Genomic DNA, 17,898 nt, shown 5'->3' with positions numbered 1-17,898 from the left:
AAAAGGAAGCATGAATCATGCCTCCCGAAAAATTAGCTGTTTGATCGAATGGTATCAACCGTAGTTCGGTCACATGCTTTAACAAGTTTAACAATTAATTCTTTCGCTGCCGCATAGTCATCAATATGGATGATTGACGCATGGGTATGGATGTAGCGTGAACAAATTCCCACTACAGCACTTGGAACGCCCTCATGGGATTGATGAACACGTCCTGCATCTGTTCCACCCTGTGAAACGAAATATTGATATGGAATCTGATGTGTTTCCGCAGTATCAAGAACAAACTCTCTCATCCCACGATGCGTAACCATGGATCTATCAAGGATTCGAAGCAATGCCCCCTTGCCTAATTGGCCGAATTCTAGTTTGTCTCCACTCATGTCATTAGCAGGGCTTGCATCAAGTGCAAAGAAGATGTCAGGCTTAATCATATTTGCGGCTGTCTGAGCACCGCGTAAACCTACTTCCTCTTGGACTGTAGCACCCGAATAAAGGATGTTTGGTAATGTTTCATCCTTTAATTCTTGTAGAAGTTCAATCGCTAAGCCACAGCCATACCGATTATCCCATGCCTTTGCCATGATTTTTTTCTTATTTGCCATCGGAGTGAATGGACAAATCGGCAAAATAGCCTGACCGGGTTTAATTCCGATTTTCTCAGCATCTTCCCGGTTATCTGCACCAATGTCAACCAACATATTCTTGATTTCCATTGGTTTGTTTCGTTTTGACTCATCTAAAAGATGAGGCGGAATCGAACCTACTACGCCAATGACAGGACCATTATTTGTCATAATCTGAACCCGTTGGGCGAGTAGCACTTGACTCCACCAACCTCCAAGCGGCTGAAAACGAACCATTCCGTTTTCAGTAATGGAAGTTACCATGAAACCCACTTCATCCATATGGCCCGCAACCATTACTGTCGGTCCCTGTCCATGTCCTTTTTTCAGGCCAAAAACACTACCTAAATGATCTTGAACAATTTCATCTGAGTATAGAGCTAATTGCTCCTTCATAAACTTTCTTACTAAATGCTCATTTCCCGGTGCACCTGGAAGCTCCGTTAAGGTTTGAAAAAGTTTTAATGTTTGTTCATTCATTTTGAGACTCCTTCAGGAATAGATTCTGTGATCTTATGTATAGTTTTATTTTACAGAAATTTCGTGTCTCTTACCAATATTTCATCCGATATAAGTAATATTACCTTCTTACTGCTAAATACGATATACTGAGAGGAGAATCCTTATACGTAATCTTTTCCAATTTATTTTTTGGAGGTCCTTCACTATGAACTGGAAATCTTTCATCGTTGGAGCTGCGGTCGGTTTAATTGGCGGTTATGTGGTAAAAGAAGTAATTGATCAAAAAACGAATGTGTCACCCGAAAAGGTACTGGAACAAGTAAAAAGACAGTTTAAACAAAATGGCCCCATCAGCGGCTCTTGGATACATATGGAAACCGAACCATATGAAAAGCAGCATATACACTATCGTGTATACAAAGGCGGAATTTCAAAAAATAATGAAGGCTCTACTGAGCAATATGAATTTATTGCTGATGCGCAGACGGGTACTCTTATAGACATTACACCCTTATAAAATAGTAACAAAAAAGCCGTATCCTCAGTGGGTACGACTTTTTTGTCTCTATTTTCTTTTTATCACTTCAGCTAATTTCCCTTCGTTGTCCCATTTTACTGCTCTGTAGAAGGCATCATGGTAAAAGGTAAACCATGCATTTTTCTTTAACCCAAAAGGGAGCCATTTCTCTTTTGCGAATATAGAGTCCATTGGGTAGTCATCATATGCCATTACCCATAATACATTTTGATGGGCATGTGTCGCCATTAAATCTGCCATGTGAATAGCGATGTCTCCACCATCTTCAACCATAACAATAGAATGACCGTTACTATGCCCGCCGGTATGAATCATCCTAATAGCTCCTAAAGACCATTCACCTTCAAATGATACAACTTGAGTTTCAACAGCTTCCCAGTTTTCTTTCCAATATGTATTTTTTGAACGTATATTAGGATTTCGCATTTCATCCCATTCCACTTGTGACGTGATGATTTTCGCATTAGGAAAGGTTGAAACATAACGGTCATCCACAAGCTTCGTCAATCCTCCTGCATGGTCAAAATGCAGATGGGTCATTAGAACATAATCAATATCATCTGTACTCAATCCTAACTCTTCCAAAGATGAATCAAGCTCAGATTCCTGTGTGACACCAAAGTTTCTTAATTGTTTTTCGGTTAATTTTCCTTTTCCCAATCCTGATTCGACCAGTATATTCTTCCCATCCATTTGAATGAGAATGGGATCGGTAGGGAGCTCAATTTGATTTTTATCGTTACACGGATACTTTTTCGACCATAATCCTTTGGGGACAACTCCAAACATGGCCCCACCATCCAAATTTGTAACGCCGCCTGATAACCATGTGAATGAAACACGACCAATCTTTAATGTTTCCATTTACCATTCCTCCTCTTCCCTCATTTTTCTATATTTTAACATTCGGAAGGTGGGTAGAGAAGAACAAAAAGCGGAAGCGCCTCGTTCAGCCCCGACAGGCAAATGTTCTTCGGTGGGAAAAGTCTGCCTTTTGACTTTTCTCGCCGAAGGTTATTAGACCCGAGGGGCTAGGCGCTGGAGCTAGATTCAGACAACTAGTTCAGTTTTCCACTCTCGTACCTTTTAAAATTTCCTATAGAAACAAAAAGACAGTTCATGGAATGAACTGCCCTAAAAGATCTACTTTTCATTTTGATATTTAACTTCACTACGGTAAATTCGCTGTCCCATTTCAGAAAACTTCTGTTCATATTCGGTCATGATGTTTCCTTCATACCCACTGTTATGGAAATCAAGGCTTACATATTTTAGTAATAGTCCATAAGCAGAAAAGCTCGTTAAGGAATATTCAAATAATCCTTGGTTGTCTGTTTTAAAGTGAATTTCCCCACCATCGACCAAAATATCCTCATATAACTTCAAGAAATCTTTATAGGTCAACCTTCTCTTTTCATGACGGGATTTCGGCCATGGATCAGAAAAATTTAAATACACTCTGTCTACGTCATTTTTCGAAAAATATTTACCTAGATCAGCTGCATTCACATTTAAAAGCTTTAGATTTGGTAAATCTGCTTCAATTAAACGATCCAAGGCTGCTACAATGACGCTGACATGTAATTCAATACCAATATAATTTATATCAGGATTTGCTTTTGCCATTCCTGTAATGAATTGCCCTTTACCTGTACCAACTTCAATATGAAGTGGCTGGTTTTTTTCAAACACATTATGCCAATTACCCTTGTGCATTTCGGGATTTGCTACAACAAATTGAGGATGTTGATCTAATTTATCCTGTGCCCAAGGTTTATGTCTAAGTCTCATTACGACACTCCTAAAAAATAATTTCGTTCAAACCATATCATGCAAGACCTTCGCATGCAAGCAGTTCTTGTTGGAAAATAAGAAAACGCATAAACAGAAAAAGAATTCACAACCTAACTGTGTGAATTCTTTTTAAATACCACTTGAGAGGGTGTCCTTTATGCCATTAAGTCATGGTGACCAAGTAACATTACTAAAAGATATATTGAACAACCATCAGTCCGATTGCTGTGGTTCCGTAGCGGAATGTGAACAGCTAGAACGCTTAGTGAAATCTCTAATGGTCAACACACAAGTTGATCAAAATGTTAAGAACATTCTACAGGAAGTGTACCAGTATAGCCAAAATGGTGCACAAACAGCTGATTTAGATCAACATATTCTATCTAATCAGAATAACTTATCACAATGGGTTAACGATATTGATGAATTTTCATAATTTATAGAATTTCATGTAAAAAATGGATCCATTTGTTCATCTCTTCCAGGCGATTTTTATTTTTATGCCACTGAATGGAAGATAAGGTTTGCACGGTCACATACCACTTCATTCTTAACTTTAGATGATCTGTTAGCTCTTTTCCGTACATGATTAGCCAATCCTGCCAATTTTCTTGTGGGATATACCAATATAGGAGTAATCCAAGATCAATAGCAGGGTCTGCAATCCTGGCTCCATCCCAATCAATCAAATACAACTGGTTGTCTTCTGCTAACAGCCAGTTGTTATGGTTGACATCTCCATGACAAACCACTTTTTCATCACAATAGACATGTAATGCTTCATCTTTTAAAAAGTTTATTGCTTTTTGTGTTTCTTCTAAGGATCGAACTTGATCGTCTAACTCATTGACCACTGATTGAAAAATGGTTTCCGGGTGTAATGGCGAGTTCTCTATCCTGCTTAACATTCCAAGCATCGGCTTTGAGCAGTGAATTTTCTTGAGAAGCCTGGCAACAAGCTCTTGATTCATTTCCGCCGGTGTTAATTCTCTGCCTGGAAGCCATTGTTGTGCTGTTATTACATCTCCATTTTCCAACCGTTTGGTCCAAACAAGCTTTGGGACAATGCCTTCTGCTGAAAGAACCGCAAGGAATGGAGAGGAGTTACGCTTTAAAAAAAGCCTTTGATCCTCATATTCTGCATAAAAGGCTTCACCAGTAGCGCCTCCGGCAGGGGTAATTTCCCACTCTTGTCCTAGTATATGTTCCAAAATCGTTCACCTTCAATTTATGCCGTTCTATTGGGCTTATTCCCCCAAATCATTCGGAGGTAAAACCTGTGCTGCTGGAAGGTTTAAAATAACCAGAGTTCATTCAACAGCTTTTATTTTTTATAAAACAAAAAAAAAGCTATTGAAACCATTGCACACAATAGCCATCTTAATAAATTTTATCTCCAATTGCCTTTTTTCGTCAAGTAATCTCGAGAAACTATTTTTTTAGTAAAACATTTAAAGATATAGGTTGTATCTTGACATCGCCACCATGTAGCACTCCTTTGGAATAAATTCCCGCCTGATTTTTATCAACCAAAATGGACCAATCTCTCTTTGGAAGAGTAAATCCTTGTTCCCTTGTTGAGGGATTAATGATTAAAATTACCTCATCGTGAACCATTTGATAGATGCACGCTAGAGTCGGAGGTGAAGATGGGAGGGCACGAATATTGCTTCGAATTTCATCAGAAGTTCTCATTCGAAAACAAGGGAAGGCTTGGCGGATCTCAATCAAACCTTTAATGTAATTTACATTATCTATAAATTGACTCTTTCTCTCCCAATCAAGTTGGTTAATCTGATCAGGAGCACAGTAACTATTTCCTTTTCCTTGCTTGGTTCGGAAAAATTCCTGCCCACTATGGAGAAAAGGAATTCCTTGTGACAACAAAACCATTCCGGTTGCCAGACGATGAAATTGTGCGCGTGTGGTATCATCAACGTGTGGAAGACAGGATTGAAGTTTATCCCAAAGGGTATGATTATCATGACATTCAACATAATTTAATGATTGGGTGGGTTCATTAAAAAGTCGCAAATTTCTCTTCTTAAACCCAATGCTCCCCGTTATGACCTCCAATGCTGCATCCAAGTAATGGTCATTCCCAAGTGCATATCCCTTATCCAATATATTAAAAGTGCTTCCCTTAATAACATCACGAAATTTATCATTAAATTGAGCAATCTGGGGTATTTTTGCTTGATTAGCAATTGTCGCTTTTAGTTCTGTGGGAAGTGGTGTGTTCAGATTCCATCCCTCTCCAAGGATCAGTATGTCGTCTGCCATACTGTCACACGTCTTTCGCACTTCTCTCATCGTTTCCACATCTAAAATCCCCATTAGATCGAAGCGAAATCCATCAATATGGTACTCTTCCATCCAATAACGAATAGAGTCAATGATAAATTTCCTAACCATTTTCCGCTCGGATGCGATATCATTTCCTACACCTGTTCCATTTGAAGGCAATCCTAATTCGTTATGACGAAAATAATAACCTGGAACGATTTTTTCAAAGGGGGAATCCTCCCGAATAAATACATGATTATACACTACATCCATAATGATCCTTAGTCCACTTTCATGGACTCGATTAATTAGTTCTTTTAACTCTTTAATTCTAGTGTAAGGGTCGGCAGGATTGGTCGAATAGCTACCTTCTGGTGCATTGAAGTGGAGAGGATTGTATCCCCAGTTATAATCCTTATTGGGCGTCAACTCATCTACACCTGCATAGTCATGAAAAGGCAGAAACTCAAGATGCGTAATCCCTAGCTCTTTTACATACGATAACCCTGTCGGTTCATCGTCTTTTCCTTTTGTATGCAATTCACCTGCTCCTAGATATAATCCCTTATTCTTTATTCCACTATGGGGATGGATACTAAAGTCCCTTATATGGGTTTCATAAATAACTGCATCGACAGGGTTTTCTAAGGGAGGCAAATCAGGCCTAGGTCTTGGAGGGCTGTCTGGCATTACTACTACACCCAATTCTCCATTTACCGTTACGGCTTTCACATATGGATCAACAGCCTCGCGCCATTCTTGATTGATTAGGACCAGAAAACTGTAGTGATAGAGCTCTAAAACCCGCGGAACCATAACAGACCATATGCCTCTATCCCCCCGCTTCAGTTTGATGATTTCCGAAAAACTGCTCTCTGGAGGAGTAATTTTTAACTTGACCTGGATAGCCGTTGGTGCCCAAAGCTTAAAGCGAGTCTCTTCTGCACACAGGGTCACACCAAGGTCATCTCCATCATAGTAAAATCTCTCGTCAAAACTCTCTGTCCGAATCACTGCACCAATTTGAAGGTCTGTTTTCCCTCCATGCTCATCTACTACCCAATATTGCTTTTCAAAGGAATAATCTCCTGAAAACCTACAAATATATTTATGATGATCGACTATTTCACTCTTTGCAATAATGTCCAATGGACACTTTCCTGAATCATTAACAAGATAGAAAGTGGACGACACTCCTCCATGATAGGAAAGTGGCAGAAGAATCGTAATGATATGAAGCTCATCTAAATAGGCAAGAAATTTTCTGTCAGTACCAATCATTCCTACCCCTCTCTTTCAGCTCAACTTCCTTTTTAGAACGTATTCGCGTTAACACTTCAACCGCTTTATCTTGAAGCTGAATAGTCAGTGGTGTATGCCCCACATGCTCCCCATCTGCATGAACAAATAATGAATCAGTAGAATGAATAGAAATGGCTTTTCCTTTATACGTTTTCACTTCTTTAAAATGAATGTGCTTTCCCCAAAAAACACTAACGAAAACAAGCAGCAATTTTAGCCTTGATAACTGGTGAACGACAGTAATATCAAACAGCCCGTCATCTGGCACTGCAACAGGAGCTATTTTCATCCCACCGCCATAATAGGGTTGATTGGAAACAGTTACAAACCATGTTTGTTCAAATATATGCTTTTGACCGTCAATTGATAAATAGATTGTTGTGGTTTTATAAGTAAATAGCTTTTTGAGTAGAAAATAAACATAAACAAGCCTGCCTAACGAAAGCTTATTTAACAGTGCCTTCATCTGTGATTGATTGACTTCGTATGATATGACTGCATCAAATCCAGCACCCATATTATTAATAAAATTATATTCCTGCTGATTGGCCATTTTAATTTTACCAATATCAATAGCTAGCGCCTCCTGCTTCATCAAGCGAAGAATGACCGTTAAGGCTGCCACCGGCTCTGAAGGGATTTGGAACCCTCTTGAAAAGTCATTTCCTGACCCTCCTGGGATAAAGCCAAGGGTAATATGATTTTTTTTTACTACACCATTCATGACTTCATGAATGGTCCCATCTCCACCTACCGCAATGATGATTTTTTCTTCGCAGTTTTTTTGGGCAATCTGGCTGGCCAGTTTTTTTGCATGTCCTTGATATTCTGTAAAAACAGCAAGATAACTAACTTGTTTTTCTTTAAGTTGATTTTCAATTTTCTCCCATATCTTAAGACAGTAACCGTTTTTTGCCTTTGGATTAACAATAAAATAAATTTCTTTCATAATACCAACCTTTTTTATTTGTTGGCTCTGTTAAACGTGTCTGTTGATTTCCGCTCCAGGCGCTTCGCTTTCCGTGGGCGTTTCGGCGAGCCTCCTCGGCGCTAGCGCCTGCGGGGTCTCCCCTGACCCGTACTCCCACAGGAGTCTTCGCGTCTTCCGCTCCAATCAACAGGGGATAAAAATCAACAATGTTCTTTAACATAGCCTATTTGTTTTTCATTCCGTTAGTGGAAATACCTGGATTGCTTCATATTTTGGTGTTTTATGGAGATGTGTTTGATATAAAACCACCTCATTCGCTTGAAAAGCGAGCGGCTCTGATTGGAGCTCGTTCCATATTTCGAGAAGTGTCTGTTGAAATGCTTTTTCGCCTATCCACTTTCTTGCTAAGGTAATATGGGGACGGAAGGGCCTTGTCTCCAGTTCAAATCCCGCGTCTTCACAAGCTGAAAACACCTTATTCCTTAAAAGATTTAGTTCATTACTTTCCTCTGTATCTGCCCAAAAAACACGTGGAGAGTGACTACTTCCGAAAAAACCAAGTCTATTTATTTTTAATTGGAATGGCTTTGCATTATTTAAGGCATCTTTCACATTGCTAGCAGCTGTTGCTAGTTTTTCTGGGGATGCTGCACCCAAAAAAGCCAAGGTGATATGTAAATCTTGAAAATGTACCCAGCGGCTAAAAGGAATTACAGCTTTTATTTTTTCAATATGTTCCTTCATCATTAGTTTTGTTGCTTCGGGCATCCTAACAGCAAAGAAGAAATGCGTTTTCTGTTCCATTGTTTATTCAGTCCTTTACTCAATTTTAGTTTATTTTCCCCAGATTGTATCTATTTGTGGCAGAAGAATAATCGATATTTTTTACAAGCCGCCTTTTTTTATTTATGATTATAGAGTATATAAGAAAATTGTAGATGATACAGAAGATAGAAAGGATGGGTCCCTATGAAAGTAGTCAATAATATTGCTGAATTAATTGGTGAAACACCACTGGTCAAACTTAATCGCTTAGCTCCTAAAGGCGGGGCCTCTGTTTATTTGAAGCTTGAGTTTTATAACCCAAGCAAAAGTGTAAAAGACCGCGCTGCATTTAATATGATTATAGAAGCAGAAAAAGCTGGTTTATTAAAAGCGGGCTCTACCATTATTGAACCAACTAGTGGAAACACAGGAATTGGCCTAGCCATGAATGCGGCTGCACGAGGGTATAAATCCATTATTATTATGCCTGATACAATGACTCAGGAACGGATTAATATTTTAAAAGCCTACGGGGCAGAGGTTGTCCTTACTCCAGGGGATGAAAAAATGCCTGGTGCCATAAGAAAGGCACAGGAATTAGCTAGTGAGATACCAAATAGCTTCGTTCCGATGCAATTTGAAAATGAAGCCAACCCCGATGCGCATCGGTACACTACTGCTGTGGAAATTATTGAGGCAATGAAAGAAATCGGTAAACCATTATCCGCATTTGTTGCTACAGCAGGAACAGGAGGTACCATCACGGGTACTGGTGAAACCTTGAAAGAGCATTTTGAGGGATTAACTGTACATGTTGTGGAGCCTAAAGGTTCGCCTGTTCTATCAGGTGGCAAGCCTGGTAAACATAAGCTTGTAGGGACAAGCCCTGGCTTTATCCCTGAAATTCTAAATCAAGATGTGTATGATGAAATTCATGCGATTGAAGATGAAGATGCATATGATATTGCTCGCAGGTTAGCGAAAGAAGAAGGAATTCTTGTTGGCCCATCCTCTGGTGGAGCTTGCTACGCTGCTTTGGAGGTTGCCAAGCGTCTGTCTCCTGATGATGTAGTGGTTTGCATTGCTTGTGATACCGGGGAAAGATACTTATCGAGCGATTTGTTTCAGTATTAAATAAGAAAAGCGTAAGCGCCTTGTTCAGCCCCGACAGGCAAATGTTCTTCTGCAAGAAAAGTCGCTCTTTGACTTTTATTGCAGAAGAACATTTGACCCGAGGGGCTAGGCGCTGGAGCTGGACAATTCTCGAAGTCAAATTTTATATTTTCTTATAAGTAAGTAGAGAGGCTGACTCGTTAAGGGTCAGCCTCTCATTTTGGTTATGAAGAAATCTTTTCTTTTAAATCCCCACATTGCTTCTCTATTTCTTCAGTTAATAAGCTTTGTAGCTTTCTTGTGATAGGGCCAGGTAAACCCTCCTTAACCTGATCTTTGTCAATTTCAACAATTGGCATAACCTCTGAAGTCGTACTAGACAGGAATACTTCATCAGCCGTAGCCAGTTCAGCCAAGGTAAAGGAGCGTTCTTCAAATGGAATGTTGTTTTGGGAACATATCTGTAAGATTACATCTTTAGTAATCCCCTTCAAAATAAGATGATTTGATTCATGCGTAATAACCACACCGTTTTTCACAATAAAAATATTCGAGCTGCTACCTTCTGTGACTTGATCTCCACGGTATTGAATCGCTTCAAAGCATCCCTGCTCCGCAGCCTTTTGTTTGGCTAATAGGTTGCCCAATAAATTTAAACTCTTGATATCACAACGAAGCCAGCGAATATCCTCCGTACGAATGGTTTTCACACCATTCGTCAGGCTCTCAACAGGACGTGCCACTTCTTTCGTATAGGCTACAAGTGTAGGAACGACATCCTTTGTTGGAAAAACATGATTACGCGGAGCCGTTCCCCTCGTAATTTGCATATAAATGGTTCCCTCAACCAAATTATTTTTTGTAACTAGTTCTTCTAACAAAGCTGTACAATCATCAATGGAATAAGGTAATGTAATCCCAATACTTTCAGCACTTTTCACAAACCGCTCCAAATGTTCTTTTACCGTGAACATTTTTCCATTATAGACACGGATGACTTCATATACTCCATCCCCGAACTGATAGCCTCGGTCTTCTATATCTACCTTTGCTTCCAATCGATTGACCAATTTTCCATTTATAATTGCAAAGTTCATTCTCCCTGTCCCCTTTTGTTTATCTATTCACTCTTTGCCAACTCATAAATTGCTTGTGCATAAATGGCTGTGGCCTTCAGTAAATCTTCAATATACATATATTCATCCTTTTGATGGGCAATGTCGGGGCGCCCTGGAAATAATGGTCCAAAGGCAACACCGGACTTTAACGAACGGGCATACGTTCCTCCACCAATAGCAATTAATTCAGCCTTTTCACCGGTTTGCTCTTCATACACCTTTTTCAACGTTTGGATTAGGAACTCTTTTTCATCGACATGATGTGGTTTAGAGTCTGAGAAGTTATCAAGAACAAATCCTTCCGTTTGTAAAAGCGCCTCTAATTTCGCCTTCGTCTCTTCCATTTTATTTGTGACAGGGTATCTGCACGTCATTCCAATTCTTCCATTTGTATCTTTTGAGTAGGATAGCTTACCAGGATTAATGGTTAATTCTCCTGAAATGTCATCTGAATAAGCAACACCAAGATTCACACCCCGTGAATCTTCAAAGAAATAGTGGGATACAAATTGGAAATAATGTGAAGCTTTTGCATCTACATTCAATTTAGACAGAAACTCTGCTAAAAACAAACCGGCATTCTTCCCATTTTTAGGCTCCATTCCATGGGCTGAAATACCTTTTACTTCTAAGTAAAGTGCCCCGTCCTCTAGTTGATGACTGTGCTCTAACTCGTACTTTGTCATGAATTCAGTAAACTGACGGACAATTTCTTCTTCGTTTTCCTTAACTAGGATCATCGCTTTTGCTAAATCAGGAACCATGTTGTATCTCTTCCCAGAAACAAAGTTCTCCACTTCAATCAAGGCTTCCTTCGTATCAAAGGAAGATTGCTCTTGAACCATATCGAAATCGGCAATGCCCTTCTCTGCATTGATAATAGGAAAATCTGCATCCGGTGCAAACCCGAGTGTCGGCATCTCTTCATGCTTGAAATAATGGTCTACACAGCGCCAGTTGCTTTCTTCGTCTGTTCCAATAATCATTCGAACACGTTTACTCAATGGCAAACCTAATTCTTTTACAATTTTCATTGCATAATAGGCTGCCATTGTAGGCCCCTTATCATCAAGTGCACCACGAGCAAAAATTTTACCATCTCTGATTTCCGCTCCAAATGGATCACTTGTCCAGCCGTCTCCCTCTGGAACTACATCCACATGGCAAAGAATGCCTAACAATTCTTCTCCTGAGCCAAACTCCAGATGTCCTGCTAAATTGCCCACGTTTTTCGGAATGAAACCATCCCTTTCCCCAAGGTTTAGCATAAAATCTAATGCTTCCTTCACACCTTTTCCAAGTGGTGCTTCAGGTGATGTATTTTCTTCATCTAGCAGGCTTTTAATATGTAATAATCCTTGTGTGTCTTTTATTAGTTCTTCTTTTCTTTTTTCTACTTCGTTCATCCAATTAATCAGTGTCAATATTCTTTTCCCCCTCTATACTATTTCTTTTACAATATCATTTTTGCGAATATCTTAGCAATTTTGCTTTTTAAAAAGGCTGTGTTAAAGAACAATGTTGATTTTTACACCCTGTTGATTGGAGCGGAAGGCACGAAGACTCCTGTGGGAGTATGGTTCAGGGGAGACCCCGCAGGCGCTAGCGCCGAGGAGGCTCGCCGAAACACCCACGGAAAGCGAAGTGCCTGGAGCGGAAATCAACAGACAAGTTTAACGAAGCCTTTTAAAAAGGAGTAAGTTTCTCCTTAACGCGTTATGTTAGAATAAATTATACATTTTAACTAAAAATTCAAAAAAACTTAGCATAAACCCAGCCATATTTACCATATCTTAGAGTATAAAATAAATTAGGAGGTAGGAAAAAAAGACGATTTTTGTAAATTTTTGATGATATTTATGTAAACTTTACTATAGTGGTGGAAATTTTCAGAAATTATGGGTACAATAAATGTAGATGTATGACATCTAAGTCTCACTACTCCAAAAAAAAGGAGATGTCTGCGCGGAAAAGAAACTACATATGATTGAAGAGCAATCTTCAAAGAGGCTGTCGGTAGCAGGGTTAAAGCCATAAGGTTTGAAAAAAGGATAGGGAGTGGTTCTTTGAAACCTTCAACTAACCGGATGTTAAACCGCATCAAATGTATCTACATGTTTATTCGCAATAAAGGCACTGTTTCAACGCAGGAACTTGTAGAGGAATTTGGTATCACTCCTCGCACCATACAACGAGATTTAAATGTCTTAGCCTATAATGACTTGGTAATTAGCCCAAGCCGCGGAAAATGGACAACAACAGAGAAGAAAGTGAAGATGTCATCTTAATATCAGTGAAACCATAGAAAATAATCTAGGAAGCACACGAAATCATCGTGTGCTTTTATTTGTTTCGTATATAATTTTTCTAATTATACTATAGAGAATATCCAATGAAATTCTCTAAATTTAATTGACAGTTTTAATAAATATGATATATTAATATAAAATTCTTTAGCGCTTAAAAGCGTTTATGTAAAAAAGAAGATTGGTAGGTTCATCATGGAGAATAATCAGCAGAACTTAAAGAAGGGTCTCTTACCGCGGCATGTTCAATTTATTGCCTTGGCAGGGATGATTGGAACAGGGATTTTTAAAGGCAGCTCTGACACCTTAAATATTGCTGGACCTAGTGTTGTGTTTACCTATTTAATGGGCGGCTTACTATTATTTATCGTTATGGCAGCCTTAGGGGAAATGGCTCTTGCGTTTCCTAACTTCAATGTTCAGCATTTAGTTAATAAAGCATTTGGTTTTCGCGTTTCCTTTATCGTAGGCTGGCTCTATTGGATTAACTGGATCCTGGTAACAGTAGTAGAACTACTTGCTGCAGGAAGTTTCCTCCAATTTTGGTTTCCAGATACCCCATTATGGCTATTAAGCTTAATTTGCGCGTTTGTTATTATTGGCATTAACTTATTTCAAGTAAAATATTATGGAGAAATGGAATTTTGGTTCGCTGGAATTAAGATTCTTGCATTAGTGGCCTTTATCGTTTTAGGATTCTTCCTATTACTTGGTTTCATTCCTAGTGATGTTGAAAACCCTATTTCAAACTACACTGGGCACGGAGGATTTTTCCCTCATGGAGTCAGCGGAATGCTGAGTGCCTTTTTGGTTGTAATGTTTTCATACGGAGGAGCAGAATTAATTGGGGTCGCTGTTACTGAGACAAAGGATGCGGACAAAGTATTGCCCAAAATTATTAAAGGGGCAGTATGGCGGGTTATTATTTTTTACGTTTTACCGATCCTAATTATTTGTGGGATTATGCCTTGGAATAGGGTATCTAGCGTCGATAGTCCATTTGTACAAGTTTTCAGTATTACTGGGTTACCAGGGGCTGCACACATCATGAATTTTGTGCTCATGACAGCTGTACTTTCAGCAGCCAATTCAGGGATTTATGCTACATCTAGAACACTATTTTCGATGGCTCAGAGTGGCGTTGCACCAAAAGGATTGGCAAAGACATCAAAAAAAGGCATTCCGTTAGTAGGAATCATGATCACAACTGTGTGTATTTTGGCTGGAGTTTATTTAGCCTATATCACACCAAGTAAAATCATTAATTACCTTATGACAATCCCTGGTTTTACTATTATGTTGATTTGGATTTGTATTTGTGCAGCACAATTGAAGCTACGTCCTACGTACAAAGAAAAACCACATTTTCAGGTAAAAGGGTTTCCGTATACAACTATTTTCGCAATTGTCAGCTTAAGTGTTATTTTTATTGGGTTCTTAACAAGTCCAAGCAATCTGATTGGTTCGTCCGTAGCACTTGTGACAGTTGGTGTGCTAATTATCCTTTCCTTACTTGTTAGGAAAAATGGTTCCAAATAATATACAAAAGTGATACCCGAAAAATTTGGGTATCACTTTTTTGTATTACAGATTTACTCATTTTCATCTGACTCAACAAATAATCTTAGTGCAGTCAGCTTATTTTCCCAAAATAATTCAAAATACTGCAGCCAATCTTTTAATTCCATTAAAGGTTCAGGCTCGAGCTTGTACCGAGTTTCTCTGCCGACTTTCCGTTCTTTTACCAATCCTGCATCTGCTAATACGCGCAAATGCTTAGATACAGCCGTACGGCTAATTGGAAATTTTTCACTGATTGCTGTGACAGGCATCTCTTGGTTACTAAGAAGCTTTAATAAACTACGTCGGGTTGGGTCAGCAATCGCTTGGAAAACATCATGCTTAGCAGAAGCAGCGACCATCTACGCCTCAACATATCCTTGTAATTTTTTAACAAGCCCTGCCCAGCCTTGATTCATGTTGTCTCTAATTGGTGTATGTGGAACACCAAACTCTGTAACCTTATTAACATCCCAACCGCCATGGATTAGTGTTAATTCTGTCTTATCTTCTAGTGCCTTTAACTCAAACGTTAGTGTCCAATCCTTCCCCCAATTAAAAGAGAGGCGGTTTGGCGGATCTACTTGTGTCACCTTACATGGAGACATACCAAATTGGCCTGCGTTAATATGAAATTCATGACCTTCAACAGCCTTCAGATCATTTGGCATGAACCAACCGGAAAGTCCTTCTGCGGTAGCTACTGCATTCCAAACTTTATCAATTGGTGCATTGTATACTTCCGTGTATTTGATATCTTCTAATTTTGGTTGTGCTTCGTTTGTCATTAGATTTCCTCCTAAGATTGAGCTATTGTTAATGTTTCATTTTTTGGTTGTTTTTAATACGAAACCATTTGGTTACGTATTAAATAATATAACACCTTTTGGTTTCATGTCAAGTTCCTTGATTTTAAAAATGGCGGCACTATATAATCATCCTGTTAAAATATGTAGGCTTTTTTCTTAAAGATTATTGTTATGGGAGAAAAGCAGAGGTTTATTCATTTAGAATCAGTGCTAAACTACGAAAAAGTGGACTAATTGATTGCCAGCTTAGAAGAATACCAATAAACGGAGTTTTTCCCCTTATTTGCAAAATCGAGCTCATTATGGAAAAAATAAGCGGAGTTTTTCCCCTTATTCAAAGAAAATTGCCCCATTTTTGCGTTTTAAAATCAAATAAGGGAATTTCTCCGTCTATTTAAGCTAATTTACATCCAGTTTCCCAAATAAGGGGAATTCCTCCGTCTATTTATTAGAACGAACCTTAAATAAGGTATCCAAAGCCAAAAGCAACAATTTCTTAGAAAAGAGCCAATATGTAAAAGGTGTTACTACCTATTATTAACAAGTTTTGAATGATAAAATATTACTAAAAATGTATTTTAGAGGTAGTCCTATGTTAAATTCTCAATATTTACGAAGGATCCATTTAAAAAGGGAGGAAATTCCCTCTTTTAGCAAATATCCTTTTAAACTGACAGCTATAAAGACACTTGATGAGCTCGTGTTTCATCCTAATGTTACGTTCCTTATTGGTGAAAATGGAATGGGTAAATCCACTTTATTGGAGGCAATTGCAGTTGCATTAGGGTTTAATCCAGAAGGTGGATCCTTTAATTTTAATTTCTCCACTTATGATTCTCACTCTTCGTTAGCTGACCATTTGAAGGTAATCAAAGGTGTAGAGAAACCTCAAGATGGATTTTTCCTTAGAGCAGAAAGTTTTTATAATGTAGCTTCAAACATTGAAGAGCTTGATAAGGGAGGCGGCGGTCGTAAAGTCATTGATTCTTTCGGCGGTGTTTCCCTTCATGAGCAATCACATGGTGAGGCATTCTTTGCCACGTTTCTTCATCGTTTTAGGGGTAATGGCATCTATATTTTAGATGAACCTGAAGCGGCCCTCTCCCCTTTGCGGCAGATGTCGATGTTAACGAGGATTCATGATTTAGTCAATGAACAATCCCAATTTATCATCGCTACTCATTCACCGATCATCATGGCCTATCCCCATGCAAAAATCTTTGAATTTACAGATGAGGGTTTAATAGAAAGTAAGCTTGAAGAAACCAATCATTACAGGATTATGAAGCAGTTCTTTGACGATAAAAATCGTATGCTTCATCATCTGCTAGATGATTAAAACGTAAAAAGCTCGGTAATTCCGAGCTTTTTTGTTACACCATGTTTTTCCCGTAAAAAATTTCATCCATCTCCAGCTTGAGTCTTTCAGTGATTTCAATATGTTCATCAGGAGTCAATTTATCTTTTGTATAGCCAAATAAATAATGATTTAAATCAAATTCCCGAAGCTTACATTTTGTATGGAAAATGTTTTCCTGATAGACGTTCACATCAATCATATCGAATAGTTCCCCGACATCTTCAGGAATGTAATTTTGAATCGAGTTAATTTCATGGTCAATAAACAGCTTATGCCCCGTTTTATCCCGAGTAAATCCGCGAACACGGTAATCAATAGTCATCACATCCGTTTCGAACGAACGGATTAAATAGTGAAGAGCCTTAAGCGGTGAGATTTCCCCACATGTGGAAACATCAATATCTGCTCTAAAGGTGCTGATTCCTTCATCAGGATGAAATTCCGGATATGTATGAACCGTGATATGACTCTTATCAAGCTGCATCACCACTGATTCCGGAAGTGGGCCTGGAGATTCCTCAAACGACTCAGAAGGAGCATTGGTAAGCGGCCCCTCTGAAACTAATAGCGTCACACTCGCTCCAGCAGGCTCAAAGTTTTGCGCAGCCACATTCAATACATGAGCCCCAATAAGATCTGAAACATTTTTTAGAATAGCTTCCAGTCTCTCCGCGCTGTATTGTTCATCAATATATTTCAAATAGGCTTCACGCTCATCCTTTGTTCTTGTATAACAAATATCATACATATTAAAGCTTAGTGACTTCGTCAAATTATTAAAGCCGTGTAATTCAATTGCCTGCTCGTGCGTAAGTCTCATGGCAATTCCCCCTTGTAAGAATAACATTCGAAAGTAAATATTATTAAGATACCCATTGTTATACCCAGTTACTTATTTTTTAAAAACTTTTTGATCTTGATAATTCTT

The 17,898-nt window shown here is 38.8% G+C and carries 18 protein-coding genes; 6 read left to right on the top strand and 12 right to left on the bottom strand.

What is annotated here, in order from left to right:
• Positions 1–32 precede the first annotated feature (32 nt).
• Positions 33–1,106 (bottom strand): M42 family metallopeptidase, encoded by a 1,074-nt coding sequence (locus RCG25_RS06585; protein ID WP_308082869.1) that lies wholly within the window; start codon positions 1,104–1,106, stop codon positions 33–35.
• A gap of 187 nt (positions 1,107–1,293) precedes the next feature.
• Between RCG25_RS06585 and RCG25_RS06580 the strand changes: the two genes are divergently transcribed.
• Complete coding sequence (locus RCG25_RS06580) at positions 1,294–1,605, top strand: PepSY domain-containing protein (RefSeq protein ID WP_308082868.1); 312 nt, start codon at positions 1,294–1,296, stop codon at positions 1,603–1,605.
• Between the two features lie 48 nt (positions 1,606–1,653).
• On the opposite strand, the gene RCG25_RS06575 is transcribed toward RCG25_RS06580, so the two are convergent.
• Both RCG25_RS06575 and trmB read right to left on the bottom strand, forming a co-directional pair.
• Positions 1,654–2,490, bottom strand: a complete 837-nt coding sequence (locus RCG25_RS06575) for a YtnP family quorum-quenching lactonase (RefSeq protein ID WP_308082867.1) — start codon at positions 2,488–2,490, stop codon at positions 1,654–1,656.
• 279 nt (positions 2,491–2,769) lie between these two features.
• Positions 2,770–3,417: a tRNA (guanosine(46)-N7)-methyltransferase TrmB gene (gene trmB, locus RCG25_RS06570; protein ID WP_308082866.1), complete on the bottom strand. Its 648-nt coding sequence runs from the start codon at positions 3,415–3,417 to the stop codon at positions 2,770–2,772.
• Positions 3,418–3,577: 160 nt separating this feature from the next.
• On the opposite strand from trmB, the gene RCG25_RS06565 reads away from it, so the two are divergent.
• Positions 3,578–3,856 (top strand): YtzH-like family protein, encoded by a 279-nt coding sequence (locus RCG25_RS06565; RefSeq protein ID WP_308082865.1) that lies wholly within the window; start codon positions 3,578–3,580, stop codon positions 3,854–3,856.
• Between the two features lies 1 nt (position 3,857).
• Here the strand turns inward: RCG25_RS06565 and RCG25_RS06560 are convergent, their stop codons facing one another.
• The 4 genes from RCG25_RS06560 to thpR all read right to left on the bottom strand — a co-directional run bounded on the left by RCG25_RS06560 (position 3,858) and on the right by thpR (position 8,743).
• The gene (locus RCG25_RS06560; protein WP_308082864.1) at positions 3,858–4,631 is read right to left on the bottom strand and encodes a phosphotransferase; all 774 of its coding nucleotides are present in this window, start codon (positions 4,629–4,631) and stop codon (positions 3,858–3,860) included.
• 220 nt (positions 4,632–4,851) lie between these two features.
• A complete protein-coding gene (gene pulA / locus RCG25_RS06555; RefSeq protein WP_308082863.1) occupies positions 4,852–6,987 on the bottom strand; it encodes a type I pullulanase in 2,136 nt (711 codons plus the stop codon).
• Entirely contained in the window at positions 6,974–7,957 is a 984-nt protein-coding gene (locus RCG25_RS06550; RefSeq protein ID WP_308082862.1) for a diacylglycerol/lipid kinase family protein, read from the bottom strand. Before RCG25_RS06550 ends, pulA begins: the two co-directional genes overlap by 14 nt.
• A gap of 216 nt (positions 7,958–8,173) precedes the next feature.
• Complete coding sequence (gene thpR, locus RCG25_RS06545; RefSeq protein ID WP_308082861.1) at positions 8,174–8,743, bottom strand: RNA 2',3'-cyclic phosphodiesterase; 570 nt, start codon at positions 8,741–8,743, stop codon at positions 8,174–8,176.
• A 165-nt stretch (positions 8,744–8,908) separates the two neighbouring features.
• Between thpR and cysK the strand changes: the two genes are divergently transcribed.
• Positions 8,909–9,838: a cysteine synthase A gene (cysK, locus tag RCG25_RS06540; RefSeq protein ID WP_308082860.1), complete on the top strand. Its 930-nt coding sequence runs from the start codon at positions 8,909–8,911 to the stop codon at positions 9,836–9,838.
• A gap of 203 nt (positions 9,839–10,041) precedes the next feature.
• Here cysK and dat read toward each other — a convergent pair whose 3' ends face one another.
• Both dat and pepV read right to left on the bottom strand, forming a co-directional pair.
• On the bottom strand, positions 10,042–10,914 hold the full coding sequence (dat, locus tag RCG25_RS06535; protein ID WP_308082859.1) for a D-amino-acid transaminase: 873 nt from the start codon (positions 10,912–10,914) through the stop codon (positions 10,042–10,044).
• Positions 10,915–10,937: 23 nt separating this feature from the next.
• Positions 10,938–12,359: a dipeptidase PepV gene (gene pepV / locus RCG25_RS06530; protein WP_308082858.1), complete on the bottom strand. Its 1,422-nt coding sequence runs from the start codon at positions 12,357–12,359 to the stop codon at positions 10,938–10,940.
• A 642-nt stretch (positions 12,360–13,001) separates the two neighbouring features.
• On the opposite strand from pepV, the gene RCG25_RS06525 reads away from it, so the two are divergent.
• Both RCG25_RS06525 and RCG25_RS06520 read left to right on the top strand, forming a co-directional pair.
• Positions 13,002–13,223, top strand: a complete 222-nt coding sequence (locus tag RCG25_RS06525) for a DeoR family transcriptional regulator (RefSeq protein WP_307286019.1) — start codon at positions 13,002–13,004, stop codon at positions 13,221–13,223.
• 213 nt (positions 13,224–13,436) lie between these two features.
• Positions 13,437–14,780, top strand: coding sequence for an amino acid permease (locus tag RCG25_RS06520; protein ID WP_308082857.1), 1,344 nt, complete (start codon positions 13,437–13,439; stop codon positions 14,778–14,780).
• Positions 14,781–14,833: 53 nt separating this feature from the next.
• Here the strand turns inward: RCG25_RS06520 and RCG25_RS06515 are convergent, their stop codons facing one another.
• Both RCG25_RS06515 and RCG25_RS06510 read right to left on the bottom strand, forming a co-directional pair.
• Positions 14,834–15,163 (bottom strand): ArsR/SmtB family transcription factor, encoded by a 330-nt coding sequence (locus tag RCG25_RS06515; protein ID WP_308082856.1) that lies wholly within the window; start codon positions 15,161–15,163, stop codon positions 14,834–14,836.
• Entirely contained in the window at positions 15,164–15,589 is a 426-nt protein-coding gene (locus RCG25_RS06510; protein WP_308082855.1) for an SRPBCC family protein, read from the bottom strand.
• A gap of 613 nt (positions 15,590–16,202) precedes the next feature.
• Between RCG25_RS06510 and RCG25_RS06505 the strand changes: the two genes are divergently transcribed.
• Positions 16,203–16,949 (top strand): AAA family ATPase, encoded by a 747-nt coding sequence (locus RCG25_RS06505; protein ID WP_308082854.1) that lies wholly within the window; start codon positions 16,203–16,205, stop codon positions 16,947–16,949.
• Between the two features lie 34 nt (positions 16,950–16,983).
• Here the strand turns inward: RCG25_RS06505 and speD are convergent, their stop codons facing one another.
• Positions 16,984–17,790 (bottom strand): adenosylmethionine decarboxylase, encoded by an 807-nt coding sequence (speD, locus tag RCG25_RS06500; RefSeq protein WP_308082853.1) that lies wholly within the window; start codon positions 17,788–17,790, stop codon positions 16,984–16,986.
• Positions 17,791–17,898: the final 108 nt, after the last annotated feature.

This window comes from Neobacillus sp. PS2-9 (assembly GCF_030915525.1).
Taxonomy (GTDB): domain Bacteria; phylum Bacillota; class Bacilli; order Bacillales; family Cytobacillaceae; genus Neobacillus.
This window is presented reverse-complemented; position numbering and strand designations above follow the sequence as displayed.